This is a genomic window from Lysinibacillus odysseyi 34hs-1 = NBRC 100172 (assembly GCF_001591965.1).
GTDB classification, from domain to species: domain Bacteria; phylum Bacillota; class Bacilli; order Bacillales_A; family Planococcaceae; genus Lysinibacillus_B; species Lysinibacillus_B odysseyi.
The window spans coordinates 99,507-116,416 of the sequence record NZ_BCVX01000014.1 but is presented as its reverse complement, the minus strand read 5'-3'; the positions used below and the strand labels follow the sequence as shown (position 1 = coordinate 116,416).

Here is a 16,910-nt window from a genome sequence, read left to right as displayed (position 1 = left end):
GATGATAGGAATAAATGAAGTAGTCAAAGTTGGGATTGCCCAGATGGATGTAGTGAAGCAGCCGAATACGATTCGGACATCAGGGCTTGGTTCCTGTGTCGGCGTCGTTTTATATGATGAAACAAAGCATATAGCAGGCTTGGTGCATATTATGCTTCCTGATTCGAGCCTTGCACGCACGCAGGAGCTGAATGCTGCAAAATTCGCGGATACGGGTATTAAAGCATTAATTGATTTATTAAAAAATAATGGTATTCAAACATTTCGATTGAAGGCAAAGATTGCCGGCGGGGCGCAAATGTTCCAATTTACTTCCGACAAGGACACGATGCGAATCGGGCCAAGAAATGTCGAAGCGGTAAAGACAGAACTCAAAAAGCACGGTATTTTGCTTGTTGCAGAGGATACAGGAGGCAACAGCGGACGGACAATTGAGTTTGACCCGGCCACAGCTAAATTGAATATCCGGACAGTAAACAGAGGAGTGAGTGAAATATGATGTACGGCTCGTTCTTGTATAATTGCTGGGCGGCATTGCTCGGCTTTTCTGCGTACTTTGCTCTGGCACTTCAACAACCATATGCGATGCCATTGAAAACGCTTATAGGTTCATTTGTAACAGCGCTTGTTGTCTTTTTATTCGCATATCCTGTACGCCTGCTTCTAGGTTATGTGCTATTTACACCTGAAGAGGTAACACTAGCGCAAGTCGAAAAAGCAAAAGGGAAGCAGGAACAAAAAGAGGAACTGCAAATTCCGGATTTTGAACGAAACCCGGCGATGGAGTTTGAGGATGAAAATGGGGAAGAGATTGCAAAGGTAGTCCGGACAATGATGCATTCGGAGGAACAAACGCTACCGAATCATTAATAGACCATAAAACAGGGCCGATTTCTCGGCCCTGTTTTCCTATTTGTAAAATAACCCTACCTCTTACCTTAGCTGTCATCTGACTACACATTTTCATAGAACAAGTCCAATGTACGAAAGCTTTCTCTTTTTAAAAGGGAGAGATTACGATTTTTGTCCTTAGAAAACGAGATTTAGTACTTAGGAAGCGTGTGTAAATTAGCGATAAATTTGGTATAATATACAGTAGGTACGTTTTGTTGAAGAGAGGTGGATACGAATGACACAACCGAGTAGTGAAGAACTAAAGCTTTGGAACAGCTGGATAAACAATCGGGATCCACAAGCAGGAGACTTGCTGGTGAAAAAATACAAGCCTCTTGTTTCCTATCATGTACAACGAATCGGCGCTGGTTTGCCGAAAAACGTGTCGCGGGATGACCTCGTCAGCTTAGGAATGATGGGGCTATTTGATGCGTTGAATAAATTTGATATAAATCGAGATTTGAAGTTTGATACGTATGCCTCTTTCCGTGTTAGAGGAGCGATCATAGACGGTCTTCGGAAGGAGGACTGGCTGCCCCGCTCGGCAAGGGAAAAAGCAAAGAAGCTGGAAGCGCAGATCGAACACTTGGAGCAGAAATTGATGCGTCATGCAACACCTGAAGAATTAGCCGAACATATGAATCTTCCGGTAGAAGATGTGTATCAGACAGTTCAGGAACATTTTTTCTCCAATGTGCTATCCATTAATGAGCAGCAGGACCAGGAAGATTCAGAAGGGAAAGGCTTTGTCATCCGGGACGAGCAGACCAAAACGCCTGAACAGCATATGGTGCGTGCAGAATTGCTTGAGGACTTGGCTGATAATATTAAAAAGCTCAATGAGAAGGAGCAGCTTGTTTTGAGTTTGTTCTATACAGAGGAGATGACCTTGACAGAGATCGGGGAAATGCTTGACCTGTCTACTTCGCGTATTTCCCAAATCCATTCAAAGGCTTTATTTAAGTTACGCAGATTTTTATCTTCTGAAATGATGAATGCATAGGGGGAGTAGCCATGAGTTTAAAAGCCGTGGAGCTGCAAATTGCCATTCCAAAGACATTTGAAGCGGGAAAAGTAGTAGAACAGCATCAGCAAAATGTCATTCATCAGCAAATGAATGCAAACGAAGCGCTGAAAAAAGAAATTGAGCGGAAGCAGTTAGCTGTGAATACGGCTGAAAATGCAGATGCTATTTCAGAAGAGGACGAGCGAAACGGTAATGGAGGAAAGCATTCCTCAATGGGAGAGAAGAAAAACGAGGAACAGGAACAGCCGAAAGCCCACCATCCATTCAAGGGGAATTTTATCGATTATAGCGGATAGGAGACACAATGGTTTCAATTATATTAGTTGTATTATTCATCTGCCAGCTGCTGAGCTTTTTCTTCATCCTCCTCTTAAACAGCAAGCTGGCAAAGTTCAAAGACTTAGAAATGCGCCAGGAACGCATGTCAAAAGAGCTGGACGATGCCATTGGCTTGTATTTAATAGAGATGAAAGAAGAGAATGACCGCTTGATTAAAGAGCTTAGTACAGTGAAGCAAACAGCTGGAAAAGAGCAGCGCATTATTCCTGGGGAAACTGCAGAGCAATCGGCAGAAGAAGAAACAATTTCTTCGGGGGCAGCGGCAGAAGCCGAGATGGCACAGCAAAGACCGTACGTGCCTATTGCTTTTGCTGCAAATGCTTATAACAGGCAGAAACATCCGCCGGCTGAGCAGCAGCCCATAAAGGAAACGCCGGAAAAGATAGTACGTGTTGAGGAAACAGAGGAACAGGACCGGGTTATTTCTTTTGAAAAGGAAGTAATCGAGATGTATCAAGCAGGTAAAACAATTGAGGAAATTGCAAAAATAACGCAAAAGGGCAAAACAGAAATTGAATTGTTGCTTAAGTTTCATGCTTAAAATAGTTGCGCGGCCTGTAAACTGTATGGTATAGTATCTAACGGTGTTAACATTACACACGCATTTTGATGTAGTAAGTGGTGCTCGTATGCGTACGGGTTGCTTGTTACAGATGAAAAGTGCGGAGGAAAAAAACCAAACATACTAGGAGGACAAACTCATGTCAGTAATTTCAATGAAACAATTACTTGAAGCTGGTGTACATTTCGGTCACCAAACTCGCCGTTGGAACCCAAAAATGAAAAAATACATTTTTGTTGAACGTAACGGTATCTACATTATCGATCTACAAAAAACAGTTAAAAAATTAGAAGAAGCTTACGACTTCATGCGCCAAGTTGGCCAAGATGGTGGTAAAGTTCTTTTCGTTGGTACGAAAAAACAAGCTCAAGAAGCTATTAAAGAAGAAGCTGAACGTTCAGGCAACTACTACATCAACCAACGCTGGTTAGGTGGTACGTTAACTAACTTCGGTACAATCCAAAAACGTGTTGCTCGCTTAAAAGAAATCGAGCGTATGGAAGAAGACGGTACTTTCGAAGTCCTTCCTAAAAAAGAAGTTATCCAACTTAAAAAAGAACACGAACGTTTAGTAAAATTCTTAGGCGGTATCCGTGATATGACAGCTATTCCGGACGTAATGTTCGTAGTAGACCCTCGCAAAGAGCGTATTGCTGTTGCAGAAGCACGTAAATTGAACATTCCGATCGTTGGTATTGTTGATACTAACTGTGATCCAGATGAAATCGACTACGTAATCCCTGCAAACGATGATGCTATCCGTGCTGTTAAATTATTAACTGCTAAAATGGCTGATGCGTTAATCGAGTCAAAACAAGGTGAATCAGAAGCTCCAGCTGTAGAAGAAGAAGTAGCAGCTGAGTAATTCACTCCTACAAATGGTGATAAGTGGATGATCCCTCTTATCACCTTTTTTTAAGATTTAGAGCCCACGGTGCTCCTAAATATATTGATTTATAAACTCAAGGAGGAAACTCAAATGGCAATTACTGCACAATTAGTAAAAGAACTACGCGAAAAAACTGGCGCAGGTATGATGGACTGTAAAAAAGCATTAGTGGAAACTGATGGCAACCTAGAAGCTGCAATCGACTTCCTACGTGAAAAAGGTCTTTCTTCAGCTGCTAAAAAAGCAGACCGTATCGCTGCAGAAGGGACAACTTATATCCTGACTGAAGGCAATGAAGCAATCATCCTTGAAGTAAATGCTGAAACTGACTTCGTAGCGAAAAACGAAAAATTCCAAGCATTAGTTGCTTCTTTAGCTGAGCAATTATTAGCTGCAAAACCTGAATCTGTAGAAGCTGCATTAGAATTAGAAAAAGACGGCGTAAAAATCGTTGATCAAATTTCTTCAGCTGTAGCAACAATCGGGGAAAAAATCACACTTCGCCGCTTTGAAATTAAAACAAAAACAGATGCTGATGCATTTGGTGCTTACTTGCACATGGGCGGTAGAATTGGTGTATTAGTTGCTTTAGAAGGCTCTACTGATGAAGCAGCTGCTAAAGACATTGCAATGCATATCGCTGCAATCAACCCAACTTACGTATCACGTGAAGAAGTATCTGCTGACGAAGTAGAACGTGAACGCAAAGTATTAACTGAACAAGCCCTAAACGAAGGCAAACCAGAAAACATCGTTGCAAAAATGGTTGAAGGCCGTCTTGGCAAATACTTCGAAGACGTATGTCTATTAGATCAAACGTTCGTTAAGAACTCTGATCAAAAAGTTCGTGACTTCGTGAAATCAACTGGCGGTAACGTAACTAGCTTCACTCGTTACGCTGTAGGTGAAGGTATCGAGAAACGTGAAGATAACTTTGCTGAAGAAGTAATGAACCAAGTAAAAGGCAACTAATTTAAATACGATTCACACAGTTGTGTGATTACAAATAGGGAACACATATTGTGTTCCCTATTTTTCAAGAAATTGAATGAAAAACAGCGAAATAGCAATCTATTTCCTTTTAAATAAATGAGTAACGGAGGCTTACTATGAGTGTGGCACATTATAAGCGAGTAGTAATTAAATTAAGCGGCGAAGCATTGGCAGGAGATGCAGGGTTTGGATTATCGCCGGAAATTATCAAATCTGTTGCTGAAGAAGTAAAAGAAGTTGTAGATCTTGGTGTCGAAGTTGCGGTCGTAGTAGGCGGCGGTAATATCTGGCGCGGCAAAGTCGGTAGTGAAATGGGCATGGAACGTGCCTCTGCCGACTATATGGGGATGCTTGCAACAGTCATGAACTCTTTAGCATTACAAGATGCATTGGAAAAGCTGGATATTGAAACACGTGTACAGTCATCCATTGTTATGACACAAGTTGCAGAGCCGTATATTCGCCGTAAAGCGGTGCGTCATTTAGAGAAAAAACGCGTTGTCATCTTCGCAGCGGGTACAGGTAACCCATTTTTCTCAACAGATACGACAGCTGCATTGCGTGCTGCAGAAATTAATGCAGATGCAATTTTAATGGCAAAGAATAATGTAGACGGAGTTTATTCTGCAGATCCACGAGTAGATTCTTCTGCAATTAAGTATGACACACTCACTTATTTAGACGTTATTCAACAAGGATTACAAGTAATGGATTCAACGGCTTCTACACTATGTATGGATAATGATATTCCGTTAGTTGTATTCTCCTTTATGGAAAAAGGCAATATTAAACGCGCTGTTATGGGCGAAAAAATTGGAACTGTTGTTAGGAGGAATTCATAATGACGAAACAAGTATTAGATCAAGCAAAAGAAAAAATGACAAAATCATTGGCTGCTTTCAGCCGTGAATTGGCATCTATCCGTGCCGGCCGCGCAAGTGCATCCCTGCTGGACCGTATTACAGTTGATTACTACGGGGCACCAACGCCAATTAATCAGCTTGCGGGTGTATCTGTTCCAGAAGCACGTCTTCTTGTTATCACACCTTATGATAAAACAATTTTAGGTGAAATCGAAAAAGCCATTCTAAAATCAGATATCGGTATTACGCCGACAAATGATGGGAATGTTATCCGCCTTGCGATTCCTGCATTAACAGAAGACCGTCGTAAAGAGCTTGTAAAAGTAGTAAAAAAAGAAGCTGAAGAGGCGAAAGTGGCAGTACGTAACGTACGCCGTGATGCGAATGACGATCTGAAAAAATTGGAGAAAAACGGTGAGATTACGGAAGACGATCTACGTGGTTACAGTGATGATATCCAAAAATTAACGGATGAGTATATCGCAAAAGTTGACGAAACAGCTAAAGAAAAAGAAAAAGAAATTTTATCAGTGTAGCTGCATAGACTTTACTAGGTATGTAAGTACGTATCAAGCAGTCTAGAACTTTTCATGGATTAAGACGTCCTAAACGCGAGGGCGTCTTTTCTATCGTTAGATGAAAAGGTTATACGAGAAAACATACATAAACAAAGTGCCATTTTGATTCAGACAACATTGAAGAAAAAAAGGACACACCTAGCCGTTTTTGATATGATAGACTTGCGGTCCTAATGTGAAGCAGTTGGAGGAGTTACGATGTTTAACAAGCTATTTGGCAGAAAAACATATAAAAAGAATACGGCGAATGAGCAAAAGGGCTTAGTTAAGGATGAATGTATCCCTTCACATATTGCAATTATTATGGACGGGAACGGTCGATGGGCAAAAAAACGTGCTATGCCACGTATAAAAGGACATCACGAGGGGATGAATACCGTAAAAAAAGTGACTCGTTATGCGAGTAAAATCGGTGTTCAAGTACTAACCCTTTATGCATTTTCCACGGAAAACTGGAAACGGCCAAAAACAGAAGTAGAATTTTTAATGAGCTTGCCGGGTCAATTCCTGCAATCATTTTTACCGGAATTAATGGAGTTGAACATTCGAGTTCAAATGATTGGTGATAAAGCTGTGTTGCCTGCTCATACACAGAAAGCACTTGATGCAGCGATGGAAGCTACAAAAGACAATACAGGACTGATCTTGAACTTTGCAATGAATTACGGCAGCCGGGATGAAATAGTAAGAGCGATGAAAACAATGATGGCGGAGGTACAGGCCGGGACCCTTACAATGGAGGAAATTACGGAAGAGCGGATAACAGATTATTTAATGACAGCTCATCTTCCTGAGCCGGATTTGTTAATTCGTACGAGCGGAGAAGTCCGTTTGAGCAATTTTATGCTTTGGCAGCTTGCCTATACAGAGTTTTGGTTTACAGAAACATTGTGGCCTGATTTTGATGAAGCCTGTCTTCAAGAGGCTGTTGATGTGTACCAAAGCCGAAATCGAAGGTATGGTGGGCTGAAAGGAGAAGGAACAGAGTGAAAACACGAATCATAACGGGAGTCGTAGCAGCAGCCCTTTTTATCCCGTTTGTTATATATGGCAAACTGCCGTTTACGCTGTTAGTCTATGCGCTGGCGGCTGTTGGCATATATGAAATACTGCGTATGAAAAAACTGCCGATTTTCTCGGTACCAGGCATCCTTGGCCTGCTTGCTACATTTATCCTGTTGATGCCCGGCAATTGGGCGGACCAGGTCCAGGATTGGACAACCTATTCAAAGCTGGAGCTGTTATTTATTGCAGCCATTTTGCTGCTGGTGTACTCTGTCATCGTGAAAAATCATTTCACGTTTGATGATGCCGCCTTTGTGATATTGAGTACGCTTTATGTCGGCATAGGCTTCTATTACTTAATCGAAACGCGCGATGCCGGGCTTGCCTACATTGTGTTTGCCCTGCTTATTGTATGGACGACAGACTCAGGAGCTTATTTTACTGGGAGAAGCTTCGGTAAACGAAAATTATGGCCGGAAATTTCACCGAATAAAACGGTTGAAGGGTTTGTAGGTGGTATTGTAATTGCTGTTCTGGCGGCAGTTATTATGCAATTTATTGCACCGTTTTCCATCTCATGGACAGGCCTTATTTTGATTGCCATCGTCAGTTCAATCTTTGGGCAGATGGGTGACTTGGTGGAATCTGCCATCAAGCGTCATTACGATGTAAAAGACTCAGGTACCATTTTACCTGGCCATGGCGGTATCTTAGACCGTTTCGATAGTTTGTTATTTGTTTTACCATTACTGAACTTACTGCATTTTGTTAGCTAATAAAGGAGTCCTCCGTTATGAAAAAGATTAGTTTGCTTGGTGCAACAGGCTCCATTGGTTTGCAGACGATTGATATTATTGCTGCAAATCAGGAAGCGTTCCAGCTCGTTGCATTTTCTTCAGGAAGAAATATTGAGAAAACAAGAGAAATTATTTTACAGCTGAATCCTGAACTTGTTTCCGTACAGGAAGAGACTGATGCATATACTTTATCCAAAGAATTTCCGCATGTACAATTTACATACGGAACAAAAGGATTAGTAGAGGTAGCAACGCATCCTGCTACAACCGTGCTGCTAAATGCGGTGCTTGGAAGTGTGGGGCTGGAATCTACGTTAGCAGCCATTCGTATGGGAAAAACAATCGCAATTGCCAACAAGGAGACACTTGTTACAGCTGGCCATCTTGTTATGGCAGAGGCGAAAAAGTATGATGCTCCAGTGCTGCCGGTTGATAGTGAGCACTCTGCACTTTACCAATCGATGCATGGTGAAAATCCCAAAGCGATCGAGCGTCTCATTCTTACGGCTTCAGGCGGCTCGTTCCGTGACCGAACACGAAAAGAGCTGGAAGGTGTAACAGTAAAGGATGCACTCAACCATCCAAACTGGTCAATGGGCGCAAAAATTACAATCGACTCAGCAACAATGATGAATAAAGGTCTTGAAGTGATTGAAGCCCATGTATTATTTGATATGCCATATGATCGTATTGATGTTCTTTTACACCGTGAAAGTATTATTCACTCGATGGTTGAATATCATGATACAAGCGTAATGGCCCAGCTCGGCACGCCGGACATGCGTGTGCCGATCCAATATGCATTGACTTTCCCGGACCGGATCCCTCTTGTCGGTGGAAAGCGACTGAATTTAGCGGAAATCGGGAAGCTTCATTTCCAGGAGGTCGATTTTGAACGCTTCCGTGCATTGAAGCTTGCCTATGAAGCAGGACGTACAGGTGGTACGATACTGACAGCAATGAATGCAGCGAATGAGGCTGCGGTTGCGCTATTTCTTCAAGAAAAAATTACATTCTTGCAAATTGAAGAATGTATTGAACGTGTAATGAATACACATGAAAATATTCTGCTGCCGGATTTGGAAACAATTTTACATGTAGACAGCGAGACGAGAAAAAACGTACAGAACATGGTAAAATAAAATCGTACAGGAATTTGCTCGTGAAGGTGGGAAAGTATGCAAACAATCATTGCATTTATAATCATTTTTGGCTCGCTCGTATTCTTTCATGAGCTAGGGCACTTTATTTTCGCGAAGCGTGCGGGAATTATGGTACGGGAATTTGCGATCGGGATGGGTCCAAAAATCTTCAGTATGACGAAGGGCGAGACGCTTTACACAATCCGATTACTGCCAATCGGCGGATATGTGCGGATGGCAGGCGAGGACTTCGATGCGATCGAGCTTCAGCCCGGATATCGTGTAGCGCTTGTGACGAATGAAGACAATGTTGTAGAGAAGATTATTTTAAATCAAAATAACCATCACCCGAATGTGGTGTTTTTAGAAGTAGAACGTGCAGATTTGAATAAGGAGCTATGGATTGAAGGCTATGACGAGGATGATGAGAGCGAGGAGCAGCGTCTCATTCGTTATCAAGTATCCCGAGCAGCTGTACTAGTGGAAAATGGCAAGGAGACCGTTATTGCACCGTTCGACCGGCAGTTTGATTCAAAAACAGTCGGCCAGCGTGCAATGACGATTTTTGCAGGCCCATTATTTAACTTTATCCTAGCATTTTTTATCTTTATCCTTATTGGCTTATTCCAGGGGGTTCCCACATATGAGCCGATTATTACACAAGTAACGGATGACGGCCCTGCAAAAGCAGCTGGTATGCAGGACGGTGACTATGTAAAAGCAATCAATGGCACACCGATTACAACGTGGCAGGAACTGTCCGAAACAATTAGCAAAAACCCCGGCAATCCTTTGAAATTCACAGTAGAGCGGGAAGGACAACCTGTATCGCTGGCTATCACGCCAAAGACAGTAAAAGCAGAGGACGGAGCCAAGGCTGGTCAAATAGGCGTTCTGTATGAAACTCCATATAAAAAAGCGCCGCTCCAAGCGATCCCAAATGCTGCAGAAAACACGTATAATTGGACAGTGCAGATTGTGAAAATGCTCGGTAAACTGGTAACAGGGCAATTTTCCATTGATGACTTGTCTGGTCCGGTAGGCATCTATAAAAATACGGAAGAAGTGGCGAAGTACGGCATCTATAATCTAATGCACTGGGCGGCTGTCCTGAGCATTAACCTTGGGATTATGAACTTGCTTCCTCTGCCAGCTCTTGATGGTGGACGTTTGCTGTTCTTTGCCTTTGAGGCAGTACGCGGCAGACCGGTGAATCGTGAAAAAGAGGGGCTTATCCACTTTGTAGGCATCGTTCTTTTAATGATCCTGATGGTTGTCGTAACATGGAACGACATTCAGCGATTCTTCTTCTAATAAATTTTTCACATGAATGTAGAGGGTTTCGGGCAGCTTGTCCGGGGTCCTTTTCTTCTAGCTTTGGGCGTCTCCTGTTAATAACAGTAGCGTTCAAAGCTAAATTTGATTATGCTTAAGTTATAACATATAAAAGGTGGAACAACTTTATGAAACAAAGTCTAACTTTCATACCAACTCTTCGTGAAGTACCGGCTGATGCAGAGGTAAAATCGCATCAGGTGCTTTTACGCGCTGGATTTATTCGGCAAAACGCATCCGGTATATATTCGTACTTACCATTGGCACGCAAAGTATTAGCAAAAATTGAACGAGTAATCCGTGAAGAATTGGAAGCGGTAAATGCACAGGAATTGTTAATGCCTGCTATGCAATCAGCTGAGCTGTGGCAAGAGAGCGGCCGCTGGGAAAAATACGGTCCGGAACTAATGCGTTTTAAAGACCGCCATAACCGTGACTTTGCGTTAGGGCCGACACATGAAGAGGTAGTGACGACACTTGTACGCGATGAAATCAAATCGTACAAAAAATTGCCGTTAACGCTTTATCAAATCCAAACAAAATTCCGTGATGAAAAACGTCCGCGCTTTGGCTTGCTCCGTGGCCGCGAATTCATTATGAAAGATGCGTATTCATTCCATGCGACACGTGAAAGTTTAGATGCTACATATGAAGATATGTATCGTGCGTATTCCAATATTTTCACACGTCTTGGCTTGAACTTCCGTGCTGTTATAGCGGATGCAGGATCCATTGGCGGGAAAGGAACACATGAATTCATGGTTCTTTCTGAAATTGGGGAAGATACAATTGCTTACTCGGATTCATCTGATTATGCAGCAAATATTGAAATGGCAGAAGTGGTAGTAGATTACAAGGCTGGCGATGCTGCTATGAAAGAATTAGAAAAAGCTGCGACACCAGATGTAAAAACAATTGAAGAGGTTTCTAGCTTCCTAGAAATACCTGCCGATCATTGCATTAAATCTTTAGTATTCAAAATTGATGACGAATTAGTTGTCGTCTTAGCACGCGGAGACCATGAAATCAACGATATTAAGCTGAAAAATGCATTAGGAGCAGATTCCGTTGAATTAGCAGAAGAAGCAGAGATTAAAGAACTGCTCGGCTGCACTATTGGCTCCATCGGCCCGGTAAAATTGCCGGTAAACGTAAAAGTAGTAGCAGACCATGCGATTAAATCGATCCGCAACGGTGTGGCTGGTGCAAATGAAGATGGTTTCCACTTTGTGAATGTAAATCCTGAACGCGACTTTGCTATTAATTCCTATGAAGATATCCGTTTTATCCAAGAGGGAGACCCATCTCCAGATGGACAAGGGACTATTAAATTTGCCGAAGGAATCGAAGTAGGCCATATCTTCAAGCTAGGAACAACATATTCTGAAAAGATGAACGCTACCTTCCTAGATGAAAACGGCAAGGCACAGCCATTCATTATGGGATGCTATGGAATTGGCGTGTCCCGTATCCTTGCAGCAATTGCTGAAAACTTCCAAGATGAAAAGGGGTTTGTGTGGCCGAAACAATTAGCGCCGTATGATGTCCATCTTGTACCTGTTAATACAAAGGATGAAGCGCAAGTACAGCTGGCAGATGAGCTGTACGGCTTATTAAAATCGTTCCGTTATGACGTATTATATGATGATCGTGCAGAGCGTGCGGGTGTAAAATTTGCCGATGCTGATCTAATTGGTTTACCAGTACGTGTAACAGTAGGGAAGAAAGCGGCAGAAGGGCTTGTAGAAGTGAAATTCCGCCAATCAGGTGAGACATTTGAATGGGCGAAGGAAGAAGTCATCGACCGACTAAATGAATTCTTCAGCATAAACTAATAAAAGGAAGGGGGAAGCATGCAATGTGTGCTTTCCTTTCTTTTTCAAACCAAGGAGGAAAAAGTTGTGACTCAAGAGGCTAAAGAGCGCTTTCAATTGCTGCTCCAACAGCTTGAATTGACAGATGATGTGTATATGTCATTCTTTGAAGATGGGGAGCTATCCCGAATGACTGTCCATAAGAAAAGACGAGTATGGCAGTTTGGTATTACAGTTGAACAAATTCTTCCATATCAGGTATATCAATTAATACGGCTGAGAATGGTGGAAAAGTTTGCTCATATTGCCCAGGCATCTTTATCCATTCAAACACGTGCACCGCAAGTGACTGAGCAGCTTGTTCACGATTACTGGCTAGCTGTTATTGAAGCAATAGATGATATGTCACCGCCGCTGCGCAATCAGCTGGTGAAGCAAGTCCCGGTGTGGACAGGCAATAAAATTGTCGCGAATGTCGAGCAGGATATCCAGCACATGCAGCTGAAGGCCAAATATGCAGAGCGGATTACAGAGGAGTTCCAAGCACTTGGTTTTCCGCAAATTCCGATAGATTTTCAATTGGTTGATCCAAGTGAAGAAATGCTTGCCATGCAGGAAGCATTTTATGAACAGCGTAGACAGGAAGAAGAGCGGTTCTCCCAACAGGCGCTTGAAGACTTCAAACGCCGTGAAAAAGAGAAGGCTGAAAATCCGGCAGGTGTTATGCAGGATCGTCCGTTCCAATTGGGCGGGATCATTAAAAATCCTGAAGTGGCAGAAATCCGTTCAATTGTGGAAGAGGAAGGCTCCATCATTCTAGAAGGGTTTGTGTTCGCGAGTGAAATTAAAATTTTAAAAAGCGGACGAGCATTACTCGAATTTAAGATGACGGATTATACAGATTCCATGCTCATCAAAATGTTCTCTCGCGGAGACGATGATGTAGCGATGATGGAACAGCTGAAAAAGGGGATGTGGGTACGTGTAAGGGGCTCTATCCAGTTTGATTCATTCGCCCGTGACCTTGTTATGATGGCACGCGATATTAATGAAATCAAAAAAGAGTCACGTAAAGACCTGGCGCCGGAAGGACAGAAACGTGTAGAACTGCATATGCACAGCCCGATGAGCCAGATGGATGCCGTGACGCCGGTTGATAAGCTGGTCGCGCAAGCCGCGAAATGGGGCCATCCTGCTGTTGCTATTACAGATCACGCAGTCGTGCAGGCATTCCCGGATGCATATGCGGCAGGAAAGAAAAATGGCATCAAGATCATTTATGGAATGGAAGCCAATCTGGTGGATGATGGTGCACCGATTGCCTATGCAGAGCAGCATATTGCATTAGAGGATGCAACCTATGTTGTGTTTGACGTAGAAACAACCGGTTTTTCCAATGTGTATGATACGATCATCGAGCTTGCTGCCGTAAAAATCCGCGATGGACAAGTCATTGACCGGTTTGAGCGATTTGCCAATCCGCACCGGAAATTAACGGCAAAGATAATTGAACTTACACATATTACAGATGATATGCTTGTCGGCCAGCCTGATATCGAACAGGTCATTACGGAATTCCATGATTTTATCGGTGATGCCATTGTTGTTGCCCATAACGCTTCCTTTGACCTTGGTTTTTTATATGTAGCATATAAAAAGGCGGGAATCGAGGGGGTAGAGCATCCGGCAATCGATACAGTTGAGCTCTCCCGTCTTGTCAATCCCGGTCAGAAGGCACATAACCTGAAAGCGTTGACGAAGAAATACAATATCGAGCTTTCCCAGCATCACCGAGCCATATATGATACAGAAGCTACCGGTGAGCTGCTGCTTCATCTGATGAAGCAGGCGACGGAGCTTGGAATTGTTTATCATGATGATTTTAATAGCCGCGTAGGCGGAGCCGATGGATATAAACAGGGGCGGCCAAGCCATTGTACAATTTTAGCTGTGGACAATGACGGACTGAAAAATCTGTTCAAGCTTGTTTCTATCGCTCATACACAGACGTTTTACCGTGTTCCGCGTATCCGGCGCTCGGATTTGAAAAAGCTTCGTCAAGGGCTGCTTGTAGGTTCTGGCTGCTCGAACGGCGAATTGTTCGAAGTCATGATGAACAAAACTCCGGAGGAAGCAGAGAAGGTAGCACGCTTCTATGATTACATTGAGGTGCATCCAAAACCGGTATACTCCCCGTTAATCGATGGAGGGGTCGTACATGATGAATGGAATCTAGAAGATATTATCCGACGCCTTGTTAAGCTAGGTAAAAAGCTGGATATCCCTGTTTGTGCGACAGGGAATGTACATTATTTGGACGAGACAGATCATAAATTCCGTCAAATCTTAATCGGCTCGATGGGCGGCGCAAATCCGCTTAACCGAAATCCTCTTCCAAAGGTTCATTTCCGCACAACGGATGAAATGCTGAAGGAATTCGAATTTTTAGGCCCCGATCTTGCTAAAGAGATTGTCGTGACAAATACCCAGAAAGTGGCCGACATGATTGGTGATGTAAAACCGATTAAAGACGATCTCTATACACCGAAAATTGAAGGATCGGATGATGAAGTAACAAACTTGACGTATGAAATGGCACATCGCATCTATGGTGAGGAGCTCCCGGAAATTGTGCAAGCCCGAATTGAGAAAGAGTTAAAGTCGATTTTGGGGCACGGGTTCGGCGTAATCTATTTGATTTCAGCAAAGCTCGTAAAAAAATCATTAGCAGATGGTTACCTAGTAGGTTCCCGTGGTTCGGTTGGGTCCTCACTTGTAGCAACCTTTATGGAAATTACCGAGGTCAATCCGCTGCCGCCACATTATATCTGTCCGAATTGTAAGCATTCGGAATTCATTGCGGATGGATCAGTCGCATCCGGCTATGACCTGCCGAATAAAGATTGCGAAAAATGCGGCACGCCGTATAAAAAGGACGGTCAGGATATCCCGTTTGAAACGTTTTTAGGATTTAAAGGAGATAAGGTACCGGATATTGACTTGAATTTCTCCGGTGAATATCAACCGCAAGCCCACAATTATACGAAAGTGCTGTTCGGGGAAGATTATGTATTCCGTGCAGGGACAATTGGTACGGTGGCGGAAAAAACAGCTTACGGTTATGTAAAAGGATATGCGAATGACCATAACCTCACATTCCGGAATGCAGAAGTAGATCGTCTTGTGCAAGGCTGTACGGGAGTAAAACGGACAACAGGCCAGCACCCTGGGGGGATTATTGTTGTGCCTGATTATATGGATATTTATGATTTCTCTCCGGTACAGTATCCGGCAGATGCCCAGGACGCAGACTGGAAGACAACACACTTTGACTTCCACTCAATCCACGATAATATTTTGAAGCTCGATATTCTCGGGCACGATGATCCAACCGTCATTCGTATGCTGCAGGATTTATCGGGCATTGACCCAAAAACAATCCCGACTGATGATCCGGAAGTGATGAAAATTTTCTCGACAACTGAGTCGCTCGGTGTAACCGAAGAGCAGATTGGCACAAAAACAGGGACACTCGGTATTCCTGAGTTTGGTACGAAATTTGTTCGTCAGATGCTGGAGAGTACAAAACCTACAACATTTAGTGAGCTTGTGCAGATCTCAGGTTTATCACATGGTACCGATGTATGGCTGGGTAATGCACAGGAGCTTATCCAAAATGGGACATGTGTGCTGTCAGAAGTAATTGGCTGTCGGGATGACATCATGGTTTATTTAATTTATCAAGGCCTTGAGCCATCGTTTGCCTTCAAAATTATGGAGTCGGTTCGTAAAGGGAAAGGCCTGACAGAAGAAATGGAAGCAGAGATGCGGGATAAAAAAGTACCGGAGTGGTATATTGATTCTTGTAAAAAAATCAAATACATGTTTCCGAAAGCCCATGCAGCTGCCTATGTATTAATGGCAGTACGGATTGCTTGGTTTAAGGTTCATTATCCGATTCTGTATTATGCAGCTTACTTTACTGTTCGTGCCGATGACTTTGATTTAATCGCCATGACACAGGGTTCAGCGATGATCCGCCAAAAAATTGACGAAATTGCCATTAAAGGCCTTGATGCATCGACAAAAGAGAAAAATTTGATGACCGTGCTTGAAATTGCACTGGAAATGTGTGAGCGAGGCATGACTATCCAAAAGGTTGATTTATACCGCTCGCAGGCAAGTGAGTTCATCATTGAAGGTAATACACTTATCCCTCCATTTGATGCGATTCCTGGTCTAGGAACAAACGTAGCGAAGCAAATTGTTGCTGCCCGTGAACAAGGTGAGTTCTTATCGAAGGAAGACTTGCAGCGCCGTGGACGTGTATCAAAAACATTGATTGATTATATGGATCAGCTTGGCTGTCTGGAAGGCATGCCGGATGCCAACCAGCTATCACTGTTTTAATTCAGAAGAATATCTAAAGTTATGCCTTGCAGAATCAGGGCTGATTAAAACTGTTTACAGGAGATGTCCTTTTTCGAAGTGCTGTATTTGCTACACTCTGTTTTTAGGACATCCATAAAGAAGGAAATGAGCTACTGGAAGTTAGAACATGTTCATTTGCATTATGAAATAAGGTATGCTATCCTAAATGTAATAATTTGTTGATAGGTACACAGCAAAAGAGTGGGTTTCTCCCGCTCTTTTCTGTTGTCTGAGCCTGGAA

Annotated in this window: 15 protein-coding genes; all 15 read left to right on the top strand. The window is 43.0% G+C overall.

Translation table 11 applies throughout. The features are described 5' to 3' along the window. The first annotated feature begins 1 nt into the window (after position 1). The 15 genes from BOD01S_RS19880 to BOD01S_RS19810 all read left to right on the top strand — a co-directional run bounded on the left by BOD01S_RS19880 (position 2) and on the right by BOD01S_RS19810 (position 16,648). The gene (locus tag BOD01S_RS19880; protein WP_036152321.1) at positions 2 to 499 is read left to right on the top strand and encodes a chemotaxis protein CheD; all 498 of its coding nucleotides are present in this window, start codon (positions 2 to 4) and stop codon (positions 497 to 499) included. Then, on the top strand, positions 496 to 870 hold the full coding sequence (locus BOD01S_RS19875) for a hypothetical protein (RefSeq protein WP_052124735.1): 375 nt from the start codon (positions 496 to 498) through the stop codon (positions 868 to 870). The genes BOD01S_RS19880 and BOD01S_RS19875 overlap by 4 nt, the downstream gene beginning before the upstream one ends. Before the next feature lie 259 nt (positions 871 to 1,129). Further along, positions 1,130 to 1,897 carry a FliA/WhiG family RNA polymerase sigma factor gene (locus tag BOD01S_RS19870; protein ID WP_036152323.1) on the top strand — a complete coding sequence of 256 codons (768 nt, stop codon included), beginning with the start codon at positions 1,130 to 1,132 and terminating at the stop codon, positions 1,895 to 1,897. A gap of 11 nt (positions 1,898 to 1,908) precedes the next feature. Next, complete coding sequence (locus BOD01S_RS19865) at positions 1,909 to 2,217, top strand: hypothetical protein (protein ID WP_036152324.1); 309 nt, start codon at positions 1,909 to 1,911, stop codon at positions 2,215 to 2,217. A gap of 8 nt (positions 2,218 to 2,225) precedes the next feature. After that, complete coding sequence (locus BOD01S_RS19860; protein WP_036152326.1) at positions 2,226 to 2,801, top strand: hypothetical protein; 576 nt, start codon at positions 2,226 to 2,228, stop codon at positions 2,799 to 2,801. A 160-nt stretch (positions 2,802 to 2,961) separates the two neighbouring features. Further along, on the top strand, positions 2,962 to 3,687 hold the full coding sequence (rpsB, locus tag BOD01S_RS19855) for a 30S ribosomal protein S2 (RefSeq protein WP_036152328.1): 726 nt from the start codon (positions 2,962 to 2,964) through the stop codon (positions 3,685 to 3,687). 114 nt (positions 3,688 to 3,801) lie between these two features. Further along, a complete protein-coding gene (tsf, locus tag BOD01S_RS19850; RefSeq protein WP_036152330.1) occupies positions 3,802 to 4,683 on the top strand; it encodes a translation elongation factor Ts in 882 nt (293 codons plus the stop codon). A gap of 137 nt (positions 4,684 to 4,820) precedes the next feature. After that, positions 4,821 to 5,546, top strand: a complete 726-nt coding sequence (gene pyrH, locus BOD01S_RS19845; RefSeq protein WP_036152331.1) for a UMP kinase — start codon at positions 4,821 to 4,823, stop codon at positions 5,544 to 5,546. After that, the gene (gene frr / locus BOD01S_RS19840) at positions 5,546 to 6,103 is read left to right on the top strand and encodes a ribosome recycling factor (RefSeq protein WP_036152333.1); all 558 of its coding nucleotides are present in this window, start codon (positions 5,546 to 5,548) and stop codon (positions 6,101 to 6,103) included. The genes pyrH and frr overlap by 1 nt, the downstream gene beginning before the upstream one ends. Before the next feature lie 240 nt (positions 6,104 to 6,343). After that, positions 6,344 to 7,135: an isoprenyl transferase gene (locus tag BOD01S_RS19835; RefSeq protein ID WP_036152336.1), complete on the top strand. Its 792-nt coding sequence runs from the start codon at positions 6,344 to 6,346 to the stop codon at positions 7,133 to 7,135. After that, entirely contained in the window at positions 7,132 to 7,926 is a 795-nt protein-coding gene (locus tag BOD01S_RS19830) for a phosphatidate cytidylyltransferase (RefSeq protein WP_036152338.1), read from the top strand. The genes BOD01S_RS19835 and BOD01S_RS19830 overlap by 4 nt, the downstream gene beginning before the upstream one ends. 17 nt (positions 7,927 to 7,943) lie before the next feature. Further along, a complete protein-coding gene (gene dxr, locus BOD01S_RS19825; RefSeq protein WP_036152341.1) occupies positions 7,944 to 9,089 on the top strand; it encodes a 1-deoxy-D-xylulose-5-phosphate reductoisomerase in 1,146 nt (381 codons plus the stop codon). Positions 9,090 to 9,125: 36 nt separating this feature from the next. Continuing rightward, a complete protein-coding gene (rseP, locus tag BOD01S_RS19820) occupies positions 9,126 to 10,403 on the top strand; it encodes an RIP metalloprotease RseP (protein WP_036152343.1) in 1,278 nt (425 codons plus the stop codon). Positions 10,404 to 10,552: 149 nt separating this feature from the next. After that, positions 10,553 to 12,259: a proline--tRNA ligase gene (locus tag BOD01S_RS19815; RefSeq protein WP_036152346.1), complete on the top strand. Its 1,707-nt coding sequence runs from the start codon at positions 10,553 to 10,555 to the stop codon at positions 12,257 to 12,259. A gap of 66 nt (positions 12,260 to 12,325) precedes the next feature. Next, positions 12,326 to 16,648, top strand: a complete 4,323-nt coding sequence (locus BOD01S_RS19810) for a PolC-type DNA polymerase III (protein WP_036152553.1) — start codon at positions 12,326 to 12,328, stop codon at positions 16,646 to 16,648. Positions 16,649 to 16,910: the final 262 nt, after the last annotated feature.

What these genes read in the sequence shown, in the direction of transcription:
- BOD01S_RS19865 (WP_036152324.1), top strand. Translation starts at nt 1,909, where the DNA reads ATGAGTTTAAAAGCCGTGGAGCTGCAAATTGCCATTCCAAAGACATTT.
- BOD01S_RS19880 (WP_036152321.1), top strand. Translation starts at nt 2, where the DNA reads ATGATAGGAATAAATGAAGTAGTCAAAGTTGGGATTGCCCAGATGGAT.
- tsf (WP_036152330.1), top strand. Translation starts at nt 3,802, where the DNA reads ATGGCAATTACTGCACAATTAGTAAAAGAACTACGCGAAAAAACTGGC.
- frr (WP_036152333.1), top strand. Translation starts at nt 5,546, where the DNA reads ATGACGAAACAAGTATTAGATCAAGCAAAAGAAAAAATGACAAAATCA.
- pyrH (WP_036152331.1), top strand. Translation starts at nt 4,821, where the DNA reads ATGAGTGTGGCACATTATAAGCGAGTAGTAATTAAATTAAGCGGCGAA.
- BOD01S_RS19870 (WP_036152323.1), top strand. Translation starts at nt 1,130, where the DNA reads ATGACACAACCGAGTAGTGAAGAACTAAAGCTTTGGAACAGCTGGATA.
- BOD01S_RS19835 (WP_036152336.1), top strand. Translation starts at nt 6,344, where the DNA reads ATGTTTAACAAGCTATTTGGCAGAAAAACATATAAAAAGAATACGGCG.
- rseP (WP_036152343.1), top strand. Translation starts at nt 9,126, where the DNA reads ATGCAAACAATCATTGCATTTATAATCATTTTTGGCTCGCTCGTATTC.
- BOD01S_RS19860 (WP_036152326.1), top strand. Translation starts at nt 2,226, where the DNA reads ATGGTTTCAATTATATTAGTTGTATTATTCATCTGCCAGCTGCTGAGC.
- BOD01S_RS19875 (WP_052124735.1), top strand. Translation starts at nt 496, where the DNA reads ATGATGTACGGCTCGTTCTTGTATAATTGCTGGGCGGCATTGCTCGGC.
- BOD01S_RS19815 (WP_036152346.1), top strand. Translation starts at nt 10,553, where the DNA reads ATGAAACAAAGTCTAACTTTCATACCAACTCTTCGTGAAGTACCGGCT.
- rpsB (WP_036152328.1), top strand. Translation starts at nt 2,962, where the DNA reads ATGTCAGTAATTTCAATGAAACAATTACTTGAAGCTGGTGTACATTTC.
- dxr (WP_036152341.1), top strand. Translation starts at nt 7,944, where the DNA reads ATGAAAAAGATTAGTTTGCTTGGTGCAACAGGCTCCATTGGTTTGCAG.